The sequence below is a fragment of the Pseudoroseomonas cervicalis genome (assembly GCF_030818485.1).
Taxonomy (GTDB): Bacteria; Pseudomonadota; Alphaproteobacteria; order Acetobacterales; family Acetobacteraceae; genus Pseudoroseomonas; species Pseudoroseomonas cervicalis_A.
Map to the genome: position 1 here is coordinate 377,816 of NZ_JAUTAJ010000002.1, position 17,859 is coordinate 395,674.

Here is a 17,859-nt window from a genome sequence, read left to right on the forward strand (position 1 = left end):
AGGCGGCCCGCGGCTCACCAGGTGGAATCGCCGCCCCAGCCATCGCTGTTGAAGCCGGTGTCGCTGAAGCCGCCATCCCAGCCCGAGCCGCCATAGTCCGAGCCGCCGCCGCCCCAGCCATCATCGCTGCCATAGCTGCTGGCGCTGCCGCTGACATCGCCGCCCCAGCCATCGCTGTTGAAGCCCGCCTCGCTATAGCCGCCATCCCAGCCCGAGCCGCTATAGTCCGAGCCGCCGCCGCCGCCCCAGCCATCCTCGCTGCTGTCAAGGCCGCCGCCCCAGCCATCGCTGTTGAAGCCGGTCTCGCTGTAGCCGCCATCCCAGCCGGAGCCGCTATAGTCGGAACCGCCGAAGCGCCCGCTGTCGAAGCTGCCCGAATCGAAGCTGCCCGACTCCCCGAACCGGCCGCTGTCGAAGCCGCCGCCGCTGCTCCAGCCATCGCTGTTGAAGCCGGCCTCGCTGAAACCGAGCCCGGCGGAATCGTCGAAGCTGCCGCCCCAGCCGCTGCCATCGAAATCGCCGAAGCCGGTCACCTCGGTGCCGAGGCCGTCCAGGCCGCTCCACCCATCATCCAGCCCGCCGAAGCGGCCGCTGTCGAAGCCGGCCGTGTCGCCGAACCGGCCGGAATCGAAGCTGTCCTCGCCGAAGCGGCCCGTGTCAAAGGCCGTGTCGAAGGCGGCGGCGCCCTCCAGCCGGTCGGTCTTGCCATCGCCCCAGCCGAAATAATCGGCGGTGCGGCCGGCCAGGTCGACCACCGCCTCGCCGGCGCCCTCGCCGATCTCGCCGCCCAGATAGCCGCCGAACACCGTGCCGACGCCGGTGCCGACCACCACGCCGGTGCCGCCGCCGACCGCCAGCCCGCCCACCGTGCCGGCGCCCGGCACGGCCGAGCCCGCCACCGCGCCGCCACCGCCGCCGATCAGCCCGCCCAGCGTGCCGCCCGCAGCCCCGCCCACCGCGGCCCCCGCCGCGCTGCCGGCCATGCTGAAGCCGTCCACGGTCAGCTTGTCGAACTCGCCATTCCAGGCATGGTCCGCCATGTCGGCCAGCCGGGCGCCGAAGGCCAGATTGCTCAGCCCCTGCGCGGCGGCGGTGCCGTGCATCATGCCGTCCAGCACCGAGGCCGCCTCGTCGAGGTCATTGGCGATATTGCCCGTGGCCCGCTCATCGCCATCCCAATGTGCCGGGCCGTTCCAGAGGCTGCCGCTCATGCCATGTCTCCCTGCTGTGCTCCGCACCGATTAAGGCAGGCCTTGCGGCAGAAAGGTGGCAAGTCGAGACACAGGAATGTCAGGCGATGCTAAAGACATCGCGAGTATTCCCCCGCTCCAGCCGCCCCGCTGCCAAGTTGCTCTCGGCCATGTCAGCGCGAATGTCGCGGTCGTTACCGGATGCGTGCGGCTGGCTGGCGGGCGGCCCGGCTGGCTTGGCCGGCGCCGCGCCGCCCCCTAGGATCGCGCGCCCGTCCCCGCCGGATCGCCGCCGGGCGCAGGCTTCCAGGAGGGTTCCCATGGCTGCTGCCAAGCTGCTGGTCTTCGCCGCCTCGCTGCGCGCCGGCTCGTTCAACCGCCAGCTCGCCCAGAATGCGGCGCAGGAATTCACCCGCCAGGGGGCGGAGGTCACGCTGCTGGACCTCAAGGAATATGCGCTGCCGATCTATGATGGCGATCTGGAGCAGAGCGGCGGCATCCCGCTGCCCGCCCGCGAACTGCATGGCGTGCTGCGGGCGCATCAGGGCGTCTTCATCGCCAGCCCCGAATACAATGCCGGGCTGACGCCGCTGCTGGTCAATCTGCTCTCCTGGGTGTCGCGGGTGAAGGAGGAGGGCGGCCAGGGAGCCGCCTTCGGCACGCCCGTCTATGCGCTGGGCAGCGCCTCCCCTGGCGGGTTCGGCGGCTATCGCGGGCTGATCGCGCTGCGCCACACGCTGGAACTGGGCCTGGCCGCGCATGTGCTTCCGCAGATGCTCTCGGTGCCCGGCGCGCCCCAGGCCTTCGATGCGGAGGGCCAGCTGACCGCGCCGGGGCCGCGCCAGATGCTGGAACAGCTGGCGACGAAGCTGATCGCCGCGGCCCAGCCGCGCGGCTGACCCCGGCCAAGGCGGCGCGGCCCATCCGCGCCGCCCCCGCCCCGCCAGATGCAGCGGGGCCTGCCGCCGGCGTCCCCCGCAGCGGCCCCCTCCCCTCCCTTGCTGCCCTCACCGATGCGCGGCCCCGCCGCGCCGGCCCGCGCCCATCGCCGCGCGCAGGACCATCACGCGCCGGTGATGTGAGAGATATGTGAAAATTTGTGCCGATCCCGGCTTCCCAGCCGGAGATTCTGGGCGTAACAGCCCTGCCGACGCGGCAGTCCACCAGAATTTCACACGCGCCAACACAGGCCCCGTTCGGCACAGGAGGAGCGCCCCATGAGCAACCGCTATCGCATCGGTGTCGTCGGCCTTGGCTCCATGGGCATGGGGGCGGCGCGCTCCTGCATCGCCGCGGGGCTGGAGACCTATGGCGCCGACCTGAATCCGGCGGCGCGCGAGGCGCTGCGCGAGGCCGGTGCCGCCGGCGTCGCGGCCGATGCATCGGAATTCGCCGACCGGCTCGACGCGGTGCTGCTGCTGCTGGTCAATGCCGCGCAATGCCGCGCCGTGCTGTTCGGCGAGGACGGGCTGGCCGGCAAGCTGCGCCCGGGCACCGGCGTCATGGTCTCCTCCACCATCGCGGTGGCCGATGCGCAGGACATCGCGCGCCAGCTGGAGGCACGCGGGCTGCTGGCGCTGGACGCCCCGGTCTCCGGCGGCGCCGCCAAGGCCGCCGCCGGCGAGATGACGGTGATGGCCGCCGGCGCCCGCGCCGCCTTCGACCGGCTGCGCCCGGTGCTCGATGCGGTCGCCGGCAAGGTCTATGAGATCGGCGAGAGCCCCGGCCTTGGCGCCACGGTGAAGATCATCCACCAGCTGCTGGCCGGCGTGCATATCGCGGCGGGGGCGGAGGCGATGGCCCTGGCCGCCCGCGCCAACATCCCGCTCGACCTGATGTATGACGTCGTCACCAACGCCGCCGGCAATAGCTGGATGTTCGAGAACCGCATGAAGCATGTGGTGGATGGCGACTACACGCCGCGCTCGGCGGTCGACATCTTCGTCAAGGATCTGCGGCTGGTGACCGAGACCGGGCTGGCGCTGAACTTCCCGCTGCCGCTCGCCACCACCGCCTACAGCATGTTCGCCAATGCCAGCAATGCCGGCTTCGGCAAGCTGGACGATGCTGCCGTGATCAAGAGCTTCGCCGGCATCCGCCTGCCGGGCGATGAGGAGGCAAAGTGATGCGCCTGGGCGTTATTGCGGACGATTTCACCGGTGCGACCGACATCGCCGGCTTCCTGGTGGCGAACGGGCTGCGCACCATCCAGCTGAACGACGTGCCCGCCGCCTCCCTGAGCGTCGATGCGGATGCGGTGGTGATCAGCCTGAAGACCCGCTCCTGCGACCCGGCCGAGGCGGTGCGCCAGAGCCTGGCGGCGCTGGACTGGCTGCGCGCGCGCGACTGCCGGCAGTTCTTCTTCAAATACTGCTCGACCTTCGACAGCACGCCGCGCGGCAATATCGGCCCGGTGACGGATGCGCTGCTGGACGCGCTGGGCGAGGATTTCACCGTGATCTGCCCGGTCCTGCCGGTGAATGGCCGGACCATCTATTGCGGCCATCTCTTCGTCAATGGCGTGCCGCTCGATGAATCCGGCATGCGCCACCACCCCGTCACGCCGATGACCGACAGCAATGTCATGCGGCTGATGGAGGCGCAGGCGCGCGGCAAGGCCGGCAATGTGCCCGCCCCCGTGCTGGACCAGGGGCCGGAGGCGGTGCGCCAGGCGCTGGCCGCGCTGCGCGCCGAGGGCAAGAGCTACGCCGTGCTGGACGCGCTGAACGACCGCCACCTGGAGGTGATGGGTCAGGCGGTGGCCGAGATGACGCTGGTCACCGGCGGCTCCGGCCTCGCCGATGGCATGGCGCGCGCCTGGACCGAGCTGCGCGGCGATGCCGCCAGCGCCGCCGAGGCCGGCAAGCCGACCCAGGGCCGCGCCGTGGTGCTCTCCGGCTCCTGCTCGCAGATGACCAATGCGCAGGTCGCTGCCTATCGTCCGGCGGCGCCCTCGCTGCTGGTCGAGGTGGAGCGCTGCATCGCCGAGCCGGGCTATGCCGATACGCTCGCCGAATGGGTGCTGGCGCAGCCGATTTCGGGGCCCGCGCCGCTGGTCTATGCGACGACCAATCCGGAAAAACTGAAAGAAATCCAGGCCCGCTTCGGCGCGGCCGAGGCGAGCGAGGCGGTGGAGCGGGTCTTCGGCGCGCTGGCGCAGCGCCTGCGCGCGGCCGGCTTCGACCAGTTCATCGTCGCCGGCGGCGAGACCTCGGGCGTGGTGACGCAGTCGCTCGGCATCCGTGGCTTCCATATCGGCCCGCAGATCGCCCCCGGCGTGCCCTGGGTGCGCGCGGTGGAGGCGCCGGTCTCGCTCGCGCTGAAGTCCGGCAATTTCGGCGCCGAGCGCTTCTTCTTCGACGCGCAGGACATCGCCGGCTGAGCCGGCCCCGGAGGATCACCATGCCGCGTTTCGCCGCCAACCTCTCCATGATGTTCACCGATGTGCCCTTCCTCGACCGCTTCGCGCGCGCCGCGGCGGCGGGGTTCGAGGCGGTGGAGTTCCTCTTCCCCTATGACCACCCGCCGGAAGTGGTGGCGGAGAAGCTGAACAGCGCCGGGCTGACCCAGGCGCTGTTCAACATGCCGCCCGGCGACTGGGCCGCGGGCGAGCGCGGCATGGCCGCCATCCCCGGCCGCGAGCAGGAATTCCGCGACAATGTCGCGACCGCCATCACCTATGCCCGGGCGCTCGGCTGCCGGACGCTGCACGCCATGTCCGGCATCACCGAGGGGCTGGACCGCGCCGCCTGCGAGGCCACCTTCGTCGAGAATTTCCGCTACGCCGCCGATGCGCTGGCGCCGCATGGCATCACCCTGCTGGTGGAGCCGATCAACAGCCGCAACATGCCGGGCTATTTCATCGCCCACCAGCTGGACGCGGTGGCGCTGATCGAGCGCGTGGCGCGGCCCAATGTGGCGCTGCAGCTCGACCTCTACCATGCGCAGATCATGGATGGCGACCTGACGAAGCTGATCGAGAAGCTCGATGGCCGCTTCGCCCATGTGCAGATCGCCTCCGTGCCCGAGCGGCACGAGCCGGATGAGGGCGAGCTGAACTACCCGCATCTCTACGCCGTGCTGGACCGGCTGGGCTACAAGGGCTGGATCGGCTGCGAATACAATCCGCGCGCGGCGACCGAGGCCGGGCTGGGCTGGTTCGCCCCCTACAAGGCGCGCTGAGGCGGCGATGATCCCTGCCGAGCGGCAGAATCTGATCGTCGCGCGGCTGTCGGGGCGCGGCGTGCTCAGCATCGCCGAGCTGACCGAGCTGCTGGGCGTCTCGCACATGACGGTGCGGCGCGACATCCAGCAGCTGGAGCGCGAGGGTCGGGTCATGTCGGTCGCCGGCGGCATCAGCCTGCCGGAGCGCATCTCCTTCGAGCCCTCGCACAGCGCCAAGGCGGCGATGGCGCATGCCGAGAAGGTGGCGATCGGCCGGCTGGCGCTGGAAGTGGCACCCCCCGCGCCCGGCGCCGTCATCTATCTGGATGCAGGCACCACCACGCTGGAGCTGGCGCGCCACCTGGCGGCGCGCGACGACATCGCCGTCGTCACCAACGACTTCGTCATCGCCGCCCTGCTGACGCGGGAGAGCCGCTGCCGCCTCTACCACACCGGCGGGCAGGTCGAGCGGGAGAATGAATCCTGCGTGGGCGACCCGGCCGCCGAGGCGATCCGCCACTTCAATTTCGACATCGCCTTCATCTCCACCTCCTCCTTCGGGCTGCGCGGCGTCTCGACGCCGTCGGAGAACAAGGTCGCGGTGAAGCGCGCCATCGCGCAGAGCGCGGCGCGCAGCCTGCTCGTCACCGACAGCAGCAAATACGGGCGCATCGGCACCTTCAACGCCGTGCCGCTGGAGGCGCTGTCCGCCATCGTCACCGATTCCGGCCTGCCGGAGGATGTCCGCCTGGCGATCCGCCAGCGCGGCGTCGCGCTGCACATCGCGGCCTCCGACCCGGCGCCGGCCCAGGGAGAAACCGCAGCATGAAGATCATCGTCACCGGCGGCGCCGGCTTCCTCGGCAGCCGCGTCATCCGCGCGCTCCTCGCGGGCCAGGGCAAGAAGCCCGGCCTGCCGGAATTCGACAGCATCCTCTCGGTCGACCTCGCCCCCTGCCCGGTCGAGGATCAGCGCGTCGCCTCGCTGACCGGCGACATCTCCGACCCCGCCTTCGCCCGCCAGGTGATCGGCGCCGATACGGTCGGCGTCTACCACCTCGCCGCGGTGCTGAGCGGCCAGTCGGAGCAGGATTTCGACCTCTCCATGCGGGTCAATGTCGACGGCACGCGCGCCCTGCTGGAGGCCGCGCGCGCCACCGGCAACCGCCCGCGCTTCGTCTTCGCCTCCTCCCTCGCCGTGTTCGGCGGCGAGATGCCGGAGGTCGTGCCGGAGAGCATGGCGCTGATGCCCGCCTCCTCCTATGGCGCGCAGAAGGCGATCGGCGAGCTGCTGGTCAACGATTATTCCCGCAAGGGCTTCGTCGATGGCCGTGTCTGCCGCCTGCCCACCATCGTGGTGCGCCCGGGCAAGCCGAACTCCGCCGCCTCCTCCTTCGCCAGCGGCATCATCCGCGAGCCGCTCTCCGGCGTCGCCTCCAACTGCCCGGTGCCGCTGGAGACGCGGATGTGGCTCTCCTCCCCCGATGTGGTGGTGTCCAACCTGGTGCACGCCCTCTCGGTGGAGGGCGAGCGCATCGGCCCCTGGCGCACGCTGAACCTGCCCGGCATCTGCGTGACCGTCGCCGAGATGCTGGCGAGCCTGGAGCGCGTCGGCGGCGCCGCCCCGCGCGCGCTGGTGAGCCATGAGCTGGAGCAGCGCATCATCGACATCGTCTGCTCCTGGCCCGGCGATTTCGAGGTGAGCCGTCCGCTCGCCCTCGGCTTCACCCGCGACGGCGATTTCGACGCGGTGGTGCGCCAGTACAAGGACGAGTTCGTCCGCTGATCCCGCGGCGGGGCCCCGCCCCGCCGGCCCTCCCCGCCTGTCCCTTCCTGCCCTGCCCAGCAAGGAATCGCACGCCATGACCGAGTCCGAAACGCGCGACCTTCTCGTCGAGCTCGGTGCGAGCCTGTTCGCCCGCGGCTATTCCGTCGGCAGCGCCGGCAATATCAGCGTCCGCCTGGATGATGGCTACCTGATGACGCCGACCAATTCCTCGCTCGGGCGGCTGCGGGCAGAGCGCATCAGCAAGCTCGACCGCGACTGGAACCATGTCGGCGGCGACAAGCCCTCGAAGGAGGTCTTCATGCACCGCGCCGTGCTGACCGCGCGGCCGGAGGCGGGGGCGGTCGTGCATCTGCATTCCACCTACGCCACCGCCATCGGCTGCCTGGCCGAGGCGGAGGAGACCGCGCCGATCCCGCCGCTGACGCCCTATTTCGTCATGCGTGTCGGCCGCAGCCTGCCGGTGGTGCGCTACTACCGCCCCGGCGACGCGGCGATGGAGCGCGACATCCACGAGGCCGCCAAGGGCGCGCGCGCCATGCTGCTCGCCAATCACGGCCCCGTCGTCTCCGGCAAGACGCTGCTCGATGCCGTCTATGCCGCCGAGGAGCTCGAGGAATCGGCGAAGCTCGCCTTGCTGCTGCGCGGCCAGCGCACGCGCGAACTGACGCCGGCGCAGGTCGACGACCTGCTGCAGACTTTCGGCTAGCCGGGAAGCCGGCCGGATACCACGCCGCGCCGCCGGGCGGGACAGCCCGGGGCGCGGCACCCACGGAGTGAAACGATGAGCGTACAGACCGGCGGCGCGGCCGCCGCAGCACCCGACCGCAGCGAGGACGGGCTCTACCGCAAGGTGGCGTTCCGCATCATGCCGCTGCTGGTGTTGTGCTACGTCATTGCCTATCTGGACCGCGTCAATGTCGGCTTCGCCAAGCTGCAGATGTCGCAGGACCTCGGCTTCAGCGAGACCGTCTTCGGCCTCGGCGCCGGCATCTTCTTCCTCGGCTACTTCTTCTTCGAGGTGCCGAGCAACATCGTGCTGCACCGGGTCGGCGCGCGGCTGTGGATCGCGCGCATCATGATCACCTGGGGCATCCTCTCCGCCCTGTTCATGTTCGTGCAGACGCCGTGGCAGTTCTATGTGCTGCGCTTCCTGCTCGGCGCCGCCGAGGCCGGCTTCTACCCGGGCGTCATCCTCTACCTGACCTACTGGTTCCCCTCGAACCGGCGCGGCAAGATGTTCGCCATCTTCCAGGCGGGCAGCCCGGTCGCCGGCATCTTCGGCAACCCACTCTCCGGCTGGATCATGGATTATTTCGATGGCTGGAACAGCTGGGCCGGCTGGCAGTGGATGTTCCTGATCGAGGCGATCCCGGCCGTGCTGCTCGGCATCGTCGTCATCGCCATGCTCGACAACCGGGTGCAGGACGCCAAATGGCTGAGCCAGTCCGAGAAGGACATCCTGGCCCGCAACATCGAGGCGGATGCCAGCGGCAAGTCCGGCTCGCACTCGCTGCGCGCGGTGTTCGCCGATTGGCGCGTCTGGCTGATGTGCCTGATCTACTTCTCCTTCGTCATGGGCCAGTACGGGCTGACGCTGTGGATGCCGACGCTGGTGCGTGCCTCGGGCGTCACGGGCAATTTCAACATCGGCCTGCTCAGCGCCATTCCCTTCATCTGCGCCATCATCGCCATGGTGGTGTTCAGCCGCAGCGCCGACCGGCACCGCGAGCGCCGCTGGCACCTGGTGATCCCGGCCCTGCTGGGCGCGGTGGGCTTCGTGGTGGCGGCGACCGCCTCCAGCACCACCATCGCCATCATCTTCCTGTCGATGGCCGCGGCCGGCGTGCTGGCCTGCGCGCCGCTCTTCTGGTCGCTGCCGACGGCCTTCCTGACCGGCGCCGCCGCCGCCTCGGGCATCGCCGTCATCAACTCGGTGGCCAACCTGGCCGGCTTCGCCAGCCCCTACATGATCGGCGTGGTGCGCGACCTGACGCAATCCACCGAGCTCGGCATGTATGTGCTGGCGGGCTTCCTGGTGCTGGGCGCCGCGCTGGTGCTCTCGGTCCCGGGCCGGCTGGTCAATCGCTGATCCGGTGGCGGGGCGGCGACGCCCCGCCCTGCGCCGCTCCGGCGCCGTCCCCCCGAGCGGGGGGCGGCGCCTTTTTCATGCGCGGCGCCGCCTCCGCCGCTAGCTCGGCGCGCAGCAGGGCGATGAAGCGCTGCAGCGCCGCCTCCGGCTGCGGCGCCCGCCAGGCGAGGTGGAGCGGCGCCTCCAGCGGGATGGCGCCGTCCAGCCGGCGATAGGTGATGCCCTTGCCCTCCAGCCGCGCCATGGAGCGCGGCACGATGGTCAGCCCCAGACCCGCCGCCACCAGGCTGAGGGTGGAGACCAGGCGCGGCGTCTCCTGCCCGACCTGCGGGCTGAAGCCGGCGGCGCGGCAGGCGGCGATGATGCTGTCATAGAGGCCGGGCCCCGCCGGGCGGCGGGAGAGGATGAACACCTCCCCCGCCAGCTCGGCCAGCGCCAGCCGGCCGCGCCCGGCGGCCAGGCGGTGCTGGTCGGGCAGCGCCACCAGCATCTCCTCGCGCAGAACCGGCTCGCCCTGCAGGCCGGGCACCTGCGCGGCGGGGATGCGGATGAAGGCGGCGTCCAGCCGGCCCTCCTGCAGCGCCGCCGCCAGCTCGCCGGTGCTGCCCTCCTGCAGCGCCAGCACCACGCCGGGTGCCGCCTGGCGCATCCGCCGCAGCACGGTGGCCACCAGCGGCTGGAAGGCGGCGGAGCTGGTCAGGCCCAGCGCCAGCCGCCCCTCCTCGCCGCGCGCGGCGCGGCGTGTCGCCTCCAGCGCGGCCTCGGTATCGGCCAGCAGGCGGCTGGCGTGCTGCTGCAGCACCAGCCCGGCCGCGGTGGGCTCGACGCCGCGCGGCAGGCGGCGCAGCAGGGTGACGCCCAGCATCGCCTCCAGCGCGCGGATCTGCTGGCTCAGCGGCGGCTGCTGCAGGCCGAGGCGCTGCGCCGCGCGGGTCATGTGGCCTTCCTCGGCGACGGCCAGGAAGTAGCGCAGATGGCGCAGCTCGATCACGCCATATCTCCGGCATATGGATTTTTGCTGATGCATATATTGGACAGTTTGTCGCCAGGCGCCTAGGCCGTCCGGGCGGCGCCGTCGCGCCGCCCGGGCGCCCCGCACCCGGCCCCTTCTGCATCCGACGGTCTTTCGATCCGCCTGGGGGATCCGCGCCATGACCCTGCCCGCCCCGCCCGACGCCCCCGACCCGGCGCCCCCGCTCCACACCCCGCGCCTGGCCGAACTGTTCACCGGCTTCCTCGGCCTCGGCCTGATCGGCTTCGGCGGCGTGCTGCCGCTGGCGCACCGCATGCTGGTGGAGCGGCGCCGCTGGGTCAGCGCCGGCGAGTTCACCGATCTGCTGTCCCTCTGCCAGTTCCTGCCGGGCGGCAACATCATCAACCTCTCGGTCGCCATCGGGCTGCGCTTCCACGGCGTGGCCGGCGCCTGCGCCGCGCTGGCCGGGCTGATCACCGCGCCGACGCTGATCGTCGTGGCGCTCGGCATGGTCTATGACCGCTACCAGGACGATCCGCAGATCCGCCATCTCTTCGCCGGGCTGGCCGCCGCCGGCACGGCGCTGCTGATCGCCATGGCGGTGAAGATGCTGCGGCCGCTCTGGCGCCCCGGCCAGGGGAAGGGACCGGCGCAGTGGCAGTGGCGCGGCCTCTGCATCGTGCTGCTCTGCTTCGTGGCGATCGCGCTGCTGCGCCTGCCGCTGCTGCCCACCATGCTGGTGCTGGCGCCGCTCAGCATCGCGCTCCACTGGCGGCGCGCGGTATGAGCGAGACGCTGCTGGCGCTGGCGCGCATCTTCACCGAGCTGTCGCTGCTGGCCTTTGGCGGCGGCAACAGCATCCTGCCCGAGATGCAGCGCCAGGTGGTGGAGGTGCAGCACTGGATGAACGCCCGGCAATTCGCCGCCCTCTTCGCCCTGGCCCAGGCGGCGCCGGGGCCGAACATGATGGTGGTGCCGCTGATCGGCTGGCATGTCGCCGGGGTGTGGGGGCTGCTGGTCAGCGCGGTGGCCAAATTCCTGCCCTCCTCGCTGGTCACCGGCCTGTCGCTGATGGCCTGGGAGCGCTTCCGCGACCGGCCCTGGCGGCGCGGCGTGCAGATCGGCCTGGCGCCGATGACCATCGGTCTGGTCGCCGCCAGCGCCGCGGTGATGGTGGAGGCAACGCTCTACCGCCCGGTGCTGGCCGGCATCGGCCTGGCCGGCGCGGCGCTGCTGGTGGCGACCCGCATCCACCCGCTCTGGGTGCTGCTGGGCGGCGCGCTGATCGGGCTCAGCGGTATCGGCCAGGGCTGAGGCGGTGCCCGGCCCCGGCGCGCCTCAGCCGCCGATGCTGAGGCTGTGCAACGCCCCGCGGCCGGGCAGGGAGAGGTCGCGGCAGAAGCGCTGCGCCGCCGCCTGGCCGGGGGCGACATGCCAGTAGAGCCGCTCCGCCCCCGCCGCCTCGGCCCGGCGGCGCGACGCCGCCAGCAGCAGCTGGCCCAGGCCCTGGCCGCGCCGCGCCGGCTCGACGAACAGATCCTGCAGCCAGCAGGCGCAGCCGCGCAGCGCGCTGTGCGGATGCAGCGCCAGATGCGCGAAGCCGGCGGCCCGGCCCTCCAGCAGCAGCAGCAGCCCGTGCAGCGGCACCTGCGGCGCCAGCAGCCGGTCCCAGCAGGCCTCGGTCACCGCCAGCGGCAGCGGCGCCGCGCCCTGCCGCCCCTCGGCCTGATACGCCGCCCAGAGCCGCAGCCAGGCCGGCCGGTCGGCCGGCAGCAGCGGCCGCACCGTCGCGAGATCCTCGAGCTGCAGCAGCGGCGTGCCGTCGATCGCGCTGCCCATGAGGTCCTCCTTCCCTTCGATCGGTGTGCAATCCTGCCGGGCATCTTTGCGCCCCGTGGCCGGATTGCGAATCACAGGGCGGCGAAGCCCATGCTCAGCGGCGCAGGCGCCGCCGCTCCAGCGCCAGCTGCGGCGTCTCGCCCGCTTCCCAGGCATTGGCGCCCGGCGCCAGCTGCGGCACCGGGATATCGGCCCGTGCCTGCCGCTTCTCGGCCGAGGACACGCCCGCCGCCCGGTCGCGCGCCGCCAGCCTGGCCGGGTCGAGCTGCCCCTCGCCGGTGAAGCCCATCATCAGCTGCGGGATGCCGAGCGGCAGCGCGTCGCCGCGATCCACCTGCCAGGTATGCCAGGTCTTGCCATAGGTGGTGGCGAGCTGGCGCATCACCGTCGTCTCCACCGCCTGCGGCACGCCGGGCATGATCAGCTGGCCGGAGGTCGTCTCGAAATGATGGCTGTGCCAGAGCGGCTTCTCCGCCTCCGGCAGGGAGCGGAACAGCCTTTCGGAGACGATGTATTCGATGCCGATCAGCCGCGCCCCGGCGCCCGGCCCGTCGAAGATGGCGCATTGCTGCAGCTCCTCGGAGAGATGCGTGCAGTAGTGATGCGCCTCGACCGCGCGGCCGAGTTCGTCGGCATAGAACTATCTATTTAGGTTTATCAGTTACTTGCCGCCTCGGTTTCCAATTTTTTCCAATCGGGCAGAAACTTTGGCCATCGCCGCCTCCGCCATAGTCTTCTGGTCCGCTGAACGGGTGTAGTGCGCCACCATCTGCAGGGTGCGATGGCCGGTGACGGCCGCAATCTCGTGCACGCTGCAGCCAGCTTCAGCCAACCGCCGAGCCGCCACTTTTCTCAGCCCGTGTAGGCCGAGGCCACGAAGGCCAATCTGCTTCAGGAAATACCGAAGCCCATCCGTGAGTCGTTGAGGCGTCCACGGAATGCCATCATCGTTGGTCAGAATGTGAGTGGAGGCGCGTCCGCCACGCCAAACGGCTAGCTCTGCAGCCAGATCGGGATGGATAGGAAGAGTAAGCGCCACCTTTGTCTTCAGTTGGACCAACTGAATAGAGCCTGTTGCTACCTGCCCCCATGTCATTGCGCAGAGATCGCCTCTTCTCTGACCGGTAAAAACCGCCAGCAACATCGCGCGGCGAAAATGCTCTGGAGCACGAGAAAGCGCAAACGCCAGCTCGTCCTCTGACCATGCCTGAAGCTCTCCAATAGGTAGTTTCTTTATCCTGGCGCAGGGATTGCTAGAGATACGTTCCCGATCCATAGCCCACATCAAGAAGGCGGACAAATTTTGGACAAAAGCGTTTGCGCTGGCATTGCCGTGACCTAAAGCGATACTGTCGCGCATGGTTAGAACCATGCCGCGAGTGATGTCGCTCAGGTTCTCGACCTTGAATCCTTCAAGGCGCGAAAGACTCCGCCTTCTGATTTTCTGAGTGACAGCTGCAAGTCGGGCGAAATCGGGCGACGAGTAGTGATCCGTAATCGAATCTCGAACTTCGCAGCCTGAAGCAAAAGCCTTGGGCTGTTGTTTCGCCTTCGCTAGGGCTGCTAGAAAGCGCCTGTCGGACGGATCAGGTAGACGTTCGCCGGTCGCGCGCAGGTAGTAGTATTCCGCTGTGCTGCCGTCGGCCTTGAGCTTCACGATCCGTTTTACGCCTCGCGGCAGCTTCGGCGCCATATGCGGTGATCCTTGCCCTGAGTTCTTCGATCCGACGCGCATGTGAGCTTGTGCCGAACACGTCGTCCAGCGCTTGCCGGTCCCATCGAGGCGTTCTGGGCCCAAGATGCAGGCTCGGCTCCGGGATCTTCCCTGCCCTGACCAGCCTCGGCAGTTCGTCCACGCGGACGGAGAGGTACTTGGCCGCCGCATCGCGGTCCAGCCAGCGGGGGGCGTCATTCATGGGCGGCCTCCGTCTCCAGAATTGGCCTGTCGTCATTCAGCCGCCCGTGCTTGGCAGCATCCAGCAGGATGCCAAGGCAGGCACGGGCATGGGCTAGGTGGGACTGGCCGGACTCTGCGTCTGTGTTCTCGCCTTCCCACCAGGCTAGCAGGTGGCGCATCGCGGCGGCCTGATAGACGCTCGCGGACACGTTGTGCTCACGCCAGTTGTAGGCGCCGTACTTGCGGGCCCCGAGCCCGAACACCTCAGCCTCGGCGATCAGGGCTGGCGGCGGAATTAGGTGCAGCGGCGTCTTCAGCACACCGTACCGGGTCTTCGGGTTGCTGTCCGGGTGGTCTGCCTGGACGGCGGCAACGATGGGGTCACGCATCGGCGAACAGCTCCATCTGCACGGCCTTTGCCACCGCTGGCGACGGGATGGCCGCGGCGAGGGTGTCAAGGTGGGCGGCGTGAAAGCGGGTCTTGTGCGGCGTCTCTGCCGGCAGACCGAGCCTCTGCATGGTCTCCCTCCAGCGCCGCCCATTCCAGGCCATGAAGCGGCCACCGTTGCCGTCACGATCCCAGGCTTCCTTCGTGCTGGTCGCCCCCGTGGCCAGCGTGTAGGCCAGGAAGTAGGGGTTGGCGTCGATCCTCGCTGCCTCTGCGACGAGCTGGGCTGCGGTCATGCCCCGCCCTCCTTCGCGCCGGGCCGGGCTGCAAAGGCTGCATCCAGGGCATCGCAAGCCTGAGCGACCACCTGCTCGTAATCCGCAGGCCGATCGCAATATGGCGCCAGTTCGTCGGCGGCTGCTTGCACCATGTCGCCGGTCGGTGGCCAAGCGATGACCCGCAGCGACCCCACCGGCTGCTGGAGCTGCTCGGGGGTGAGGCCGAGAGCCCGACCGACGAAGTAGGCGATGTCCTCATCGTCCAAGTGCGACGTGCGACCGTCCAGCAGGCATGCCTGGATGCGCTGGAGATAGGATATCTGCTCAGCCATGGTCGGCGGGTCCTTGCTGGTGGGTGGGGGTGGCAGTCTCCCGTTCGATGCTTCGGATGCCCGGCATCTGTTGCCATTGCCGAACGTCCGGGACAATCTGCCCACTGTCGGCAAACCACGCGCCTTGGCCATTGCGCCAGAATACGTCGAAGGTCGCCCAACGGAATGCATTCGCCCCCGCGCTGAGAACCCGAGTTCGTGTGCCCGTAGGAGGCCGCTCGGCAGGGAACATCAGCCATAGATCACCCGGCATCGTCGGCGCCTCCTGCAGACTGACACACATCGCAGAGGACGGTGTGGCGCTCGCCCGGCCCGGCGGCCCAACGCCAACCCTTGTCGTCGCACCATGAGCACCGCTTGCCTTCGTCTGCGGGCGGGGTCGGGATCAGGGCGAGGATGCGGCGGCAGGTGCGGCCCTTTAGAGCTTCCTCAGCCGCGCGCGCCTCTGTCCACTGCGGCGCGGTGCATGGTTCATCAAGCGCCGCCTCAGCCGCCCGCCGCAGCCCCCTAGCCTCAGCCTCCGCCAGTTGGGCGGCGAGGTGGTCGGTGCCGTCAGGTTCAGGACGGCCACGGATTTGCCCGGCGAGACTTCCCGCCGCAGCACTCCACGCCAAAGCGGTTTTGCCGGTCGTGCCCTTGCCAAACTGCTCCAGCGCATCGCACACCTTGGCACACGCCTCCCGCTCCGCCTTCACAGCCGCTTCGATCCTGGCGGGCACGGCCTGGCGCTCGCGGAGGAGGGCGCGGAACATCGATGCCACCTCCTTCGCCCCGAGATCGACGGAAGGTTCTGACCGGTTGAATGCCCGCGCTTCCTGTCGCCGGATCATTGCCTCCACCTCGGCGTCGCTCGGAACCTGGTCAGCCGGCATCGCGAGCCTCCTTCTGCGTCGGGGATGTGAGGGCGGTCTTGGCGATGTGAGCCAGCGGAGCGCGGCCGGACCAAGGCTCGCTGCCGGCAATCTTCGTCAGAGCCTCCCGCAGCCTCGCATTCTCCGCCTCCAGCTCCGCCATCCGTTGAGCCGTCGCGCACATCGGTTTGCACATCACCAGATCTTCCCGCTGCTGCACTGGGCCATAAGGGCGACGATCGCGGCCAAGCCGACCCATTCGACGACCGTGGAGACGGTATTTCCCCAGGTCTTGAGGGTGTCGGCCCAGGCGACAGACGGCGTGGGTTCATTCTTCATAGCCATCACCCCATCCCCCCACACCGCCGCGGGCACGACTCTCGACGCAGGCGGTCGAGTTCGTCGCCCAGGTCGCGGTTCGCGTCGCACGCCTCGTGGAACAGCAAGCCGGTGCGGGCCAGGGCCAGAATCTGCCCGGCTGTCAGCGTGGCCGGCTCGTTGGCGCCCATGCTGGAGAACTGCCGCTCAATCGCCAGCAGCGTCTGCTTGGGGATCATGCTCATCACGCAGCCTCCCTCATCTCGATCTCGTGGCGGTAGGTGCGCCAGCCGATCAGCGCGCCGATCTGGTCTTCGCCATCAGCCATCGGGCGGGCGACGTGCTCGAAGGGGGTCATGTGCTTGTCCGTCAGCAGGCGACCCGCAAGGCGACGATCCTCGACAGGATCGGCGGCGCTGCCATCGTGCTTGCGGTAGCTCGACCGGGCCACGCGCGCCGAAGCTTCGTCGCGATCGCCATCCGAGTAAGGCGTGTGCCACTCGTCATAGTCGAGCCGGGCCGGCCGGCTGGCTTCCATGCTTTCTCGCATGGCCCGCGCCAGCATCTGCATCTCCGGCTGAGCATCGTGCGCCAGGCGCAGCGCGAAGAAGTTGGCCGTGTCGGTCGCCGTGATGACGCCGCGCACGGTCAGGAACGGCTCAAGCAAGCGGTTGGCGTGCTGCTTGTGGACGCCGATCCGCTGCATCGCCTTGGCGTAATACAGGGCCCAGTAGGTTGCCGACGACCATATCTGGAGAGCCGCGTCCGCATCCTCCACCTCTTGGTCAGACACCATCCCAGGCTTGTTCTTGCCAAAAGAGGACGGCACAAATGGATTGCTCTCCACCCGCTCGATGTTCCGCTGGACCGGCACAGCCCGCGAGCTCTCCCAGCTCTTGACCAGCGCTCGATGCGTGTTGACTTGGGCGACTAGGAACTTCGGCGCTTCCACCTGCCAAGTGATCAGCCGAGAGCCGGAGGTCGACACGCTGTCGCGGATGACGATAGCCTCGATCTTGCTCACTGCGCCCGAGCCTCCAGCGCATCCCAGCGTGCCGTCCGGACGATGCCGATCAGCTTGCGAACGACGCCTCTCGCCACGTCCAGGGCGTCATGGCCGCGGAACGCTTGGCGCAGGCCGGATGCCTCGGCGATCTTGTCGATGGTCTCGTTTTCGATGTCGCGCAGGCTCTTGAGCTTGCACACCCGCTCAAGAGCAGCGCTCTCGGCTCGGCCCCTTTTGCTGGAATCGAACTCGATCTCCACCGACACAGGCGGAGGCTCGGGCGGCATCACGCTCGGCAGCCTCGCCACCTTGCGCTCCACCTCGGGCTTCACCGGTACGGCCCGCCGCGACCGCAGACCGATCGTCGCCGCGTACTTGAGCATCGCCGAGACGGTGATGGTCCTCTTGCTGGGGTCTACCCTGGAGACGGCGCGCGCGATCTCCTCGTCAGTGAGGTCGCGGCTCCACAGCTCCGCAAGCTTGGCGGCGCGGGCCTCGGTCCACACCTTGGGGCCGTTGCTCACCTTGTAGGCGCATGCCTTGCACTGCCGCAGATCGCCATGCCGCAGGCGGCGCGTCTCGCTGACGACCTCAGCCCCGCAGGCGCAGCGGCAGAGCCATTCGACACCCTGTCGCCCAGGGCGGAGCGGCATCAGCCGCTCCACGGTCAGGCGGCCGTAGATTTGGCCGTGCAGGTTGAGGGCGCCGGGCGGGAGGCTGGGGGTGGTTGAGGTTGTGGCGCTCAT

22 protein-coding genes and 1 pseudogene are annotated in these 17,859 nt (G+C 69.6%); 10 read left to right on the forward strand and 13 right to left on the reverse strand.

Annotated features, from left to right (window positions below):
- Positions 1 to 14 precede the first annotated feature (14 nt).
- On the reverse strand, positions 15 to 1,211 hold the full coding sequence (locus QE401_RS02350; protein WP_307136651.1) for a hypothetical protein: 1,197 nt from the start codon (positions 1,209 to 1,211) through the stop codon (positions 15 to 17).
- A gap of 299 nt (positions 1,212 to 1,510) precedes the next feature.
- On the opposite strand from QE401_RS02350, the gene QE401_RS02355 reads away from it, so the two are divergent.
- The 8 genes from QE401_RS02355 (at position 1,511) to QE401_RS02390 (ending at position 9,231) form a co-directional block, all read left to right on the forward strand.
- Complete coding sequence (locus QE401_RS02355; protein ID WP_307136652.1) at positions 1,511 to 2,089, forward strand: NADPH-dependent FMN reductase; 579 nt, start codon at positions 1,511 to 1,513, stop codon at positions 2,087 to 2,089.
- A 318-nt stretch (positions 2,090 to 2,407) separates the two neighbouring features.
- Positions 2,408 to 3,316, forward strand: coding sequence for an L-threonate dehydrogenase (gene ltnD, locus QE401_RS02360; protein WP_307136653.1), 909 nt, complete (start codon positions 2,408 to 2,410; stop codon positions 3,314 to 3,316).
- Positions 3,316 to 4,572: a 3-oxo-tetronate kinase gene (gene otnK, locus QE401_RS02365; protein WP_307136654.1), complete on the forward strand. Its 1,257-nt coding sequence runs from the start codon at positions 3,316 to 3,318 to the stop codon at positions 4,570 to 4,572. Before ltnD ends, otnK begins: the two co-directional genes overlap by 1 nt.
- Before the next feature lie 20 nt (positions 4,573 to 4,592).
- Positions 4,593 to 5,372 (forward strand): 2-oxo-tetronate isomerase, encoded by a 780-nt coding sequence (gene otnI / locus QE401_RS02370; protein WP_307136655.1) that lies wholly within the window; start codon positions 4,593 to 4,595, stop codon positions 5,370 to 5,372.
- Positions 5,373 to 5,379: 7 nt separating this feature from the next.
- The gene (locus QE401_RS02375; protein WP_307136656.1) at positions 5,380 to 6,183 is read left to right on the forward strand and encodes a DeoR/GlpR family DNA-binding transcription regulator; all 804 of its coding nucleotides are present in this window, start codon (positions 5,380 to 5,382) and stop codon (positions 6,181 to 6,183) included.
- Positions 6,180 to 7,139, forward strand: a complete 960-nt coding sequence (gene denD / locus QE401_RS02380; RefSeq protein ID WP_307136657.1) for a D-erythronate dehydrogenase — start codon at positions 6,180 to 6,182, stop codon at positions 7,137 to 7,139. Before QE401_RS02375 ends, denD begins: the two co-directional genes overlap by 4 nt.
- A gap of 76 nt (positions 7,140 to 7,215) precedes the next feature.
- Entirely contained in the window at positions 7,216 to 7,848 is a 633-nt protein-coding gene (otnC, locus tag QE401_RS02385) for a 3-oxo-tetronate 4-phosphate decarboxylase (protein ID WP_307136658.1), read from the forward strand.
- Positions 7,849 to 7,923: 75 nt separating this feature from the next.
- Positions 7,924 to 9,231 carry an MFS transporter gene (locus QE401_RS02390; RefSeq protein ID WP_307136659.1) on the forward strand — a complete coding sequence of 436 codons (1,308 nt, stop codon included), beginning with the start codon at positions 7,924 to 7,926 and terminating at the stop codon, positions 9,229 to 9,231.
- Here QE401_RS02390 and QE401_RS02395 read toward each other — a convergent pair.
- Positions 9,221 to 10,222, reverse strand: a complete 1,002-nt coding sequence (locus QE401_RS02395; RefSeq protein WP_307136660.1) for a LysR family transcriptional regulator — start codon at positions 10,220 to 10,222, stop codon at positions 9,221 to 9,223. The two genes, QE401_RS02390 and QE401_RS02395, sit on opposite strands and share 11 nt — an antisense overlap.
- A gap of 160 nt (positions 10,223 to 10,382) precedes the next feature.
- Between QE401_RS02395 and QE401_RS02400 the strand changes: the two genes are divergently transcribed.
- Both QE401_RS02400 and QE401_RS02405 read left to right on the forward strand, forming a co-directional pair.
- Entirely contained in the window at positions 10,383 to 10,991 is a 609-nt protein-coding gene (locus QE401_RS02400) for a chromate transporter (RefSeq protein ID WP_307136661.1), read from the forward strand.
- Entirely contained in the window at positions 10,988 to 11,518 is a 531-nt protein-coding gene (locus tag QE401_RS02405; protein ID WP_307136662.1) for a chromate transporter, read from the forward strand. Before QE401_RS02400 ends, QE401_RS02405 begins: the two co-directional genes overlap by 4 nt.
- Before the next feature lie 24 nt (positions 11,519 to 11,542).
- Here QE401_RS02405 and QE401_RS02410 read toward each other — a convergent pair whose 3' ends face one another.
- The 11 genes and pseudogenes from QE401_RS02410 to QE401_RS02460 form a co-directional block, all read right to left on the reverse strand.
- Complete coding sequence (locus QE401_RS02410) at positions 11,543 to 12,043, reverse strand: GNAT family N-acetyltransferase (protein WP_307136663.1); 501 nt, start codon at positions 12,041 to 12,043, stop codon at positions 11,543 to 11,545.
- Positions 12,044 to 12,137: 94 nt separating this feature from the next.
- Positions 12,138 to 12,671 (reverse strand): annotated as a pseudogene (locus QE401_RS02415) (OBAP family protein); the annotation flags it as partial.
- Positions 12,672 to 12,704: 33 nt separating this feature from the next.
- Positions 12,705 to 13,736, reverse strand: a complete 1,032-nt coding sequence (locus tag QE401_RS02420; RefSeq protein WP_307136664.1) for a tyrosine-type recombinase/integrase — start codon at positions 13,734 to 13,736, stop codon at positions 12,705 to 12,707.
- Positions 13,737 to 13,951: 215 nt separating this feature from the next.
- Positions 13,952 to 14,329: a dATP/dGTP diphosphohydrolase domain-containing protein gene (locus QE401_RS02425; protein WP_307136665.1), complete on the reverse strand. Its 378-nt coding sequence runs from the start codon at positions 14,327 to 14,329 to the stop codon at positions 13,952 to 13,954.
- Complete coding sequence (locus QE401_RS02430; RefSeq protein ID WP_307136666.1) at positions 14,322 to 14,624, reverse strand: hypothetical protein; 303 nt, start codon at positions 14,622 to 14,624, stop codon at positions 14,322 to 14,324. Before QE401_RS02430 ends, QE401_RS02425 begins: the two co-directional genes overlap by 8 nt.
- On the reverse strand, positions 14,621 to 14,938 hold the full coding sequence (locus QE401_RS02435) for a hypothetical protein (protein WP_307136667.1): 318 nt from the start codon (positions 14,936 to 14,938) through the stop codon (positions 14,621 to 14,623). The genes QE401_RS02430 and QE401_RS02435 overlap by 4 nt, the downstream gene beginning before the upstream one ends.
- Positions 14,939 to 15,180: 242 nt before the next feature.
- A complete protein-coding gene (locus tag QE401_RS02440; protein WP_307136668.1) occupies positions 15,181 to 15,810 on the reverse strand; it encodes a hypothetical protein in 630 nt (209 codons plus the stop codon).
- A gap of 174 nt (positions 15,811 to 15,984) precedes the next feature.
- Entirely contained in the window at positions 15,985 to 16,134 is a 150-nt protein-coding gene (locus QE401_RS02445; protein ID WP_307136669.1) for a hypothetical protein, read from the reverse strand.
- Positions 16,134 to 16,352 carry a hypothetical protein gene (locus QE401_RS02450; RefSeq protein ID WP_307136670.1) on the reverse strand — a complete coding sequence of 73 codons (219 nt, stop codon included), beginning with the start codon at positions 16,350 to 16,352 and terminating at the stop codon, positions 16,134 to 16,136. The genes QE401_RS02445 and QE401_RS02450 overlap by 1 nt, the downstream gene beginning before the upstream one ends.
- Complete coding sequence (locus QE401_RS02455; RefSeq protein ID WP_307136671.1) at positions 16,352 to 17,131, reverse strand: FAD-dependent thymidylate synthase; 780 nt, start codon at positions 17,129 to 17,131, stop codon at positions 16,352 to 16,354. Before QE401_RS02455 ends, QE401_RS02450 begins: the two co-directional genes overlap by 1 nt.
- Positions 17,128 to 17,859, reverse strand: coding sequence for a hypothetical protein (locus QE401_RS02460; RefSeq protein ID WP_307136672.1), 732 nt, complete (start codon positions 17,857 to 17,859; stop codon positions 17,128 to 17,130). The genes QE401_RS02455 and QE401_RS02460 overlap by 4 nt, the downstream gene beginning before the upstream one ends.

Coding starts and splice junctions, on each gene's coding strand:
- QE401_RS02350 (WP_307136651.1), bottom strand. CDS start 1,211: ATGAGCGGCAGCCTCTGGAACGGCCCGGCACATTGGGATGGCGATGAG.
- QE401_RS02355 (WP_307136652.1), top strand. CDS start 1,511: ATGGCTGCTGCCAAGCTGCTGGTCTTCGCCGCCTCGCTGCGCGCCGGC.
- ltnD (WP_307136653.1), top strand. CDS start 2,408: ATGAGCAACCGCTATCGCATCGGTGTCGTCGGCCTTGGCTCCATGGGC.
- otnK (WP_307136654.1), top strand. CDS start 3,316: ATGCGCCTGGGCGTTATTGCGGACGATTTCACCGGTGCGACCGACATC.
- otnI (WP_307136655.1), top strand. CDS start 4,593: ATGCCGCGTTTCGCCGCCAACCTCTCCATGATGTTCACCGATGTGCCC.
- QE401_RS02375 (WP_307136656.1), top strand. CDS start 5,380: ATGATCCCTGCCGAGCGGCAGAATCTGATCGTCGCGCGGCTGTCGGGG.
- denD (WP_307136657.1), top strand. CDS start 6,180: ATGAAGATCATCGTCACCGGCGGCGCCGGCTTCCTCGGCAGCCGCGTC.
- otnC (WP_307136658.1), top strand. CDS start 7,216: ATGACCGAGTCCGAAACGCGCGACCTTCTCGTCGAGCTCGGTGCGAGC.
- QE401_RS02390 (WP_307136659.1), top strand. CDS start 7,924: ATGAGCGTACAGACCGGCGGCGCGGCCGCCGCAGCACCCGACCGCAGC.
- QE401_RS02400 (WP_307136661.1), top strand. CDS start 10,383: ATGACCCTGCCCGCCCCGCCCGACGCCCCCGACCCGGCGCCCCCGCTC.
- QE401_RS02405 (WP_307136662.1), top strand. CDS start 10,988: ATGAGCGAGACGCTGCTGGCGCTGGCGCGCATCTTCACCGAGCTGTCG.
- QE401_RS02410 (WP_307136663.1), bottom strand. CDS start 12,043: ATGGGCAGCGCGATCGACGGCACGCCGCTGCTGCAGCTCGAGGATCTC.
- QE401_RS02420 (WP_307136664.1), bottom strand. CDS start 13,736: ATGGCGCCGAAGCTGCCGCGAGGCGTAAAACGGATCGTGAAGCTCAAG.
- QE401_RS02425 (WP_307136665.1), bottom strand. CDS start 14,329: ATGCGTGACCCCATCGTTGCCGCCGTCCAGGCAGACCACCCGGACAGC.
- QE401_RS02430 (WP_307136666.1), bottom strand. CDS start 14,624: ATGACCGCAGCCCAGCTCGTCGCAGAGGCAGCGAGGATCGACGCCAAC.
- QE401_RS02435 (WP_307136667.1), bottom strand. CDS start 14,938: ATGGCTGAGCAGATATCCTATCTCCAGCGCATCCAGGCATGCCTGCTG.
- QE401_RS02440 (WP_307136668.1), bottom strand. CDS start 15,810: ATGCCGGCTGACCAGGTTCCGAGCGACGCCGAGGTGGAGGCAATGATC.
- QE401_RS02445 (WP_307136669.1), bottom strand. CDS start 16,134: ATGGCTATGAAGAATGAACCCACGCCGTCTGTCGCCTGGGCCGACACC.
- QE401_RS02450 (WP_307136670.1), bottom strand. CDS start 16,352: ATGAGCATGATCCCCAAGCAGACGCTGCTGGCGATTGAGCGGCAGTTC.
- QE401_RS02460 (WP_307136672.1), bottom strand. CDS start 17,859: ATGAGCGCCACAACCTCAACCACCCCCAGCCTCCCGCCCGGCGCCCTC.